This is a genomic window from Ruegeria sp. BHSB064 (genome assembly GCF_059613205.1).
The window spans coordinates 1-4,893 of the sequence record NZ_JBXWSB010000203.1 but is presented as its reverse complement, the minus strand read 5'-3'; the positions used below and the strand labels follow the sequence as shown (position 1 = coordinate 4,893).

Genomic DNA, 4,893 nt, shown 5'->3' with positions numbered 1-4,893 from the left:
CATGCCTTCGACAACGTCGGTCTCGGTTTCCAGACCTTTGTTTTCTTCGACGGTGATAACGCCTTCGTTGCCAACCTTCTGCATCGCGTCTGCGATCTGCTGGCCGATTTCTGCTTCGCCGTTGGCCGAGATGGTGCCAACCTGAGCAACTTCTGCCGAGTCTTTGACTTCACGCGAAGCCGACTTGATGCCTTCAACAACCTTGGCAGTCGCCAGGTCGATGCCGCGCTTCAGGTCCATCGGGTTCAGGCCGGCTGCAACCTGCTTCAGACCTTCGCGAACGATGGCCTGTGCCAGAACGGTTGCGGTGGTGGTGCCGTCACCGGCTTCGTCATTGGTGCGGCTGGCGACTTCTTTCACCATCTGCGCGCCCATGTTTTCGAACTTGTCTTCCAGTTCGATTTCCTTGGCAACCGACACACCGTCTTTGGTGATGCGCGGCGCGCCGAAGGATTTGTCCAGAACCACGTTGCGGCCTTTAGGGCCCAGGGTCACTTTAACAGCATCGGCCAGAACATTTACGCCTGCCAGCATGCGGTTACGGGCATCGGTGTCGAATTTGACGTCCTTTGCAGCCATGTCGTTTCTCCTTGAGAAATAAGTTTGGAATGAAGATCAGAGGAAGCGCGCAGGCTTACTCGATGATCCCCATGATGTCGCTTTCTTTCATCATCAGCAGCTCTTCGCCGTCGACCTGAACCTCGGTGCCCGACCATTTGCCGAACAGGATCTTGTCGCCAGCTTTGACAGCCATTGCGATCAGCTCGCCGCTGTCCTTGCGCGCGCCTTCGCCGGTTGCGACGACTTCGCCTTCGCTGGGCTTTTCTTTTGCGCTGTCAGGAATGATCAGTCCGCCTGCGGTTTTCTCTTCGCTTTCGGTACGGCGAACCAGCACACGGTCATGAAGCGGTTTCAATGCCATCTTTGTAGCTCCTTGGGCTCAAAGTTTGTTTATCCTCCCCTCGCCTTCCGACGAGGCGTTAGCACTCGATGCGTGTGAGTGATAACGACGCATAGCTAGGGAGTCTAAAACCCCGAGTCAACAAGTTGTGAGGGATTTTTTTAGCGGATGGGATCAGTCCGTCTGTTCCCAGCTGTAGGCCCAGTGCTTCAGCCCTTCGCTTCCCTGAGAGGTAAGGCCGTAGACGCCTTTTTCAACCTTCTCAAACCACCCATAGTGGTTTTCACGCATAAGCCTGGTTGCAACCGGAACGCCCACCGATTTGGCAACTTCTGCCCCTTTGGTCGGGCCCTTCTCGGCCAGAAAGGCCGCGCATTTCAGCGCGTCCTGCCGATAGGCGGTTACAATACCATGCCGCGTTGCGCCACCCGCGTTCGGGTCCCCTTCCAACCGGTCGAATTCGCGCAGCAGCCGCGTGGCCTTGGCTTTGTTCTTTCGTGGCGCATAGGGGCCGGGATCGCATTGTACTTCGACCGTGCCATCAGCGCGCACTGTGATCAGGCCCAGGCCCAATCGTCGGCACAACGCCAGATTGTCTTTAAGAGCACGCCGCGCGCTTCGACCCGTTGGTTTGCTGACTGCGATATAGACCTGATCCGTCAATTTCAGCCGTGTGATCGCCTGGTGGAACAGCGACAGCGTGAACCGCAATTTCAGCTCAACGATAACGGGTTCCTCACCCTCGCGCACCGCAACAACATCAGCTGCCCCGACCTCGCCCTTCACGGTGTATCCCTGCCGCTCCAGCAGCGCTTTGATCGGGGGATAGAGGTCCTGCTCGCGGGTCATGGGTTTATGCTACGCAAACTGGTGTGGATTACCAGCCAGCAGATCGGAAAACGCAATCGAACTTGCAACATCCCATCCGCAGGTACACTGTTGCAGCAACTCTGATTTCAAAGGAAATTCAACAATGCGCCTGCTTCTTTTCTTCATCAGCCTTTTGTTGCCCGCCATGGCGCAGGCTGGCTGCGAAGGGCGCGACCTGCGAGGCGATTTGTCCCCTGCGGTTCAAGCCGAGATGCAGGAAGCTCTGGCAGACATTCTGTATCCCGAAGGCAATCATTGGATTGCAACCAAAGACGACACTGTGCTGCATCTTGTGGGCACTATGCACCTGAACTACCCGCAAATGGACGCAATCGTCGAGCGTCTGACTCCAACGATCACGCAGGCCGATGCGGTCTATTTTGAAATCCTTCAGGACGACATGAAAGCCTGGGAACAGAAACTTGCAGCTGACCCAAGCCCGGTCCTGATCACGTCAGGGCCCACACTTGTTGATCTGCTTTCTGAGGAGGACTGGGCCACCCTTTCGGCAGAGATGGCTGACCGCGGCATTCCAAGCTGGATGGGCGCCAAGATGCGCCCATGGTTCCTGAGTATGACTCTGGCCTTACCGGCCTGCATCATACAGGATCCCAACGGAACCAACGGATTGGACGCGCGCCTGACGCAGCTGGCAAAAGAGCACGGTATCCCACAATATTCATTGGAAAGTATCGAAGACCTGATGGCTATGTTCGATGCATATTCAATCGAAGAACAGGCTCAATCACTCGCTCGGATGGCCGGAACCTTCCAAAACATGGAAGACCAGATCGCCACCATGGCGAGCTCGTATTTTGACGAAAAACACGCGGAAGTCTTTGTGTTGGGCCGAATTCTGGGACAAGAACTATCAGGTCTAACAGCCGAAGAATTTGAAGCCGAGTGGGCAGAGTTCGAACAGCAGTTGGTGATTGAACGAAACGCCAACTGGATGACGCATATTCTTGAGATCGAGGATCAGACTGCCGTCATTGCTGTGGGGGCTGGCCACTTTAGCGATGAACATGGTCTGCTGAACCAGTTAGAGCAGGCAGGATACAGCCTGACGCGGGCGGAGTTCTGAACCGCCGGGCAGTTTTCAGACCAACGGTCGCACATTGTCGACTGTGTCGTGACAACGGCGTTTGCCCGCCCTATAAGGCGCGCAAATTTCCAATCCGCAGGACGCTGACATGACAACCCTAGTATTTGGCCACAAATCCCCCGATACCGACTCAACAGGCTCGCCGATCCTGTGGTCGTGGTATCTGAACGAGATCAAAGGTGAGCAGACCGAGCCGGTACTGCTGGGTGAGCCCAACACCGAAGCGGCCTTTATGCTTGAAAACTGGGACCTGCCCAAACCACGCATCATCGAAGATCTGGCCGCAGACACCCCCGTTGTCATCGTCGACACCAACAACCCGGCGGAACTGCCTGCCAGTATCAACGACGCTGATATCCGCGCCATCATCGACCACCACAAGCTGGTCGGTGGACTGGAAACCAAAGGTCCGATCGACATCACCGTGCGCCCTCTGGCCTGCACCGCGACCATCATGGTCGACCTGATGGGCGACGACGCTGCCAAGATGCCCGACGCCATCAAGGGCGCGGCCCTGACCTGCATTCTGTCGGACACGCTGGAATTCCGCTCGCCCACCACCACGGCGCATGACCGCGCGGTCGCTGAAAAGCTGGCAGCCGAACTTGAGCTAGACATCTCGGCCTATGCCGCCGACATGTTTGCCGCGAAATCAGACGTCTCGTCCTTTTCTGACGCCGAGCTGATCCGCATGGACAGCAAGGAATACGAGGTTGACGGCACCAAATTCCGCGTCTCGGTTCTGGAGACCACAGCCCCCGGCGTTGTGCTGGATCGCAAAGCCAGCCTGGCTGCATCGATGGTTGACGTGGCCGCTGAAGACGGTGTCGACCAGGTTCTTCTTTTCGTCGTCGATATTCTGAACGAAGAGGCCACGCTGCTGGTGCCCAACGATCTGGTCAAATCCGTTGCCGAGAAAAGCTTTGGTGCAGCCGTTGACGGCGATGCCGTTGTCCTGCCGGGCATCATGAGCCGGAAAAAGCAGATCATTCCAAACCTGAAGGTCTGATCAGCAATTGAAGTCAAAAGAGTGGCGTCCAACCGGGCGCCTTTTTTCTTTTTGTTGAGCCATTTGCGGAAACGACATCGGTTGCTAACCTGTCTGTGGGTACGGAACTCAAAATAGGTCAGGCACACACCATCGTTATTCGAAGCCTCAGCACGACCAAGGGCATCCTTCGATTTGAGGGGACAGACAAAGCCGCATATTGGCGACGCTTTGCGATGCTGCTGACTCTGTCAGTTGTGATCGCCACTATGGGATTGCTGCGCAATTCCGGGGCTGTTGTCATTGCGGCCATGCTTGTCGCGCCCCTTATGACGCCAATCCTGGGGGTGGCTGCCGCGATGGTCATGGGGTGGCTGAAACGCGCAGTTGCTCTTGCCCTTACGGTGTGTTTAGCGGCCTGTGCCTGTGTGCTGATGGCGTGGTTCATGGTCTATGTCGCAGACGTCCCACGCGGTATCTTGATCCCCGATCAGGTACTTGCACGTACAGACCCTGGAACCGAAGACCTGATCGTCGCGCTCGCCGCTGGCGTTGCCGGGGCCTATGTTCAAATCAACAAATCCGAGCTGAGCCTATTACCCGGCGCAGCCATTGGCGTTTCTCTTGTGCCGCCGCTCTCAGCAGCAGGTATTTTGTTGTATTTTGGCGAGCCTGCCGAGGCCTACGAGGCGGGATTGTTATTCGCAACAAACCTTGGTGCAATCATTCTTTCGGCCTGCGCTGTCTATCTGGTCTACGCAGCACGGTCCGTGGTTTTCAGCAAGGGCAAGCGAAAACTGAATTTCACAGCAAGCGTGTTTGTCGCGCTGGCATTCCTGGTTGTCGTGGTGCTGCAACTTGGGAAATCCACCTATAATCGGTATCTCGAAACCCGCACCGAAGCCCAACTGGCCCAAGCCATACGGGAATGGGCCGATCCTGTTTCAGTTGAAATCATTCGTGTTGATGTCAACGCCCAGCGCAAGCGGGTAGAGGTCTGGTTGATCGTTGATCTGCCCGTCGAAGCGC

General features: G+C 56.3%; 6 protein-coding genes. 3 read left to right on the top strand and 3 right to left on the bottom strand.

Annotated elements, in window-relative coordinates; translation table 11 throughout:
* From AC2FNU_RS23980 to AC2FNU_RS23970, 3 genes are all read right to left on the bottom strand, one after another.
* Nucleotides 1–579, bottom strand: a 579-nt coding sequence (locus tag AC2FNU_RS23980) for a TCP-1/cpn60 chaperonin family protein (RefSeq protein ID WP_496793775.1), incomplete at its 3' end; no start/stop codon positions are given.
* A 55-nt stretch (nucleotides 580–634) separates the two neighbouring features.
* The gene (groES, locus tag AC2FNU_RS23975) at nucleotides 635–922 is read right to left on the bottom strand and encodes a co-chaperone GroES (protein ID WP_170352338.1); all 288 of its coding nucleotides are present in this window, start codon (nucleotides 920–922) and stop codon (nucleotides 635–637) included.
* A gap of 153 nt (nucleotides 923–1,075) precedes the next feature.
* Entirely contained in the window at nucleotides 1,076–1,750 is a 675-nt protein-coding gene (locus AC2FNU_RS23970) for a DUF2161 domain-containing phosphodiesterase (protein ID WP_496793772.1), read from the bottom strand.
* A 124-nt stretch (nucleotides 1,751–1,874) separates the two neighbouring features.
* On the opposite strand from AC2FNU_RS23970, the gene AC2FNU_RS23965 reads away from it, so the two are divergent.
* The 3 genes from AC2FNU_RS23965 to AC2FNU_RS23955 form a co-directional block, all read left to right on the top strand.
* Nucleotides 1,875–2,855, top strand: coding sequence for a TraB/GumN family protein (locus AC2FNU_RS23965; RefSeq protein WP_496793769.1), 981 nt, complete (start codon nucleotides 1,875–1,877; stop codon nucleotides 2,853–2,855).
* A gap of 109 nt (nucleotides 2,856–2,964) precedes the next feature.
* A complete protein-coding gene (locus AC2FNU_RS23960; protein WP_171091705.1) occupies nucleotides 2,965–3,885 on the top strand; it encodes a manganese-dependent inorganic pyrophosphatase in 921 nt (306 codons plus the stop codon).
* A 95-nt stretch (nucleotides 3,886–3,980) separates the two neighbouring features.
* On the top strand, nucleotides 3,981–4,893 hold a 913-nt coding region (locus tag AC2FNU_RS23955; RefSeq protein WP_496793764.1), incomplete at its 3' end, for a DUF389 domain-containing protein.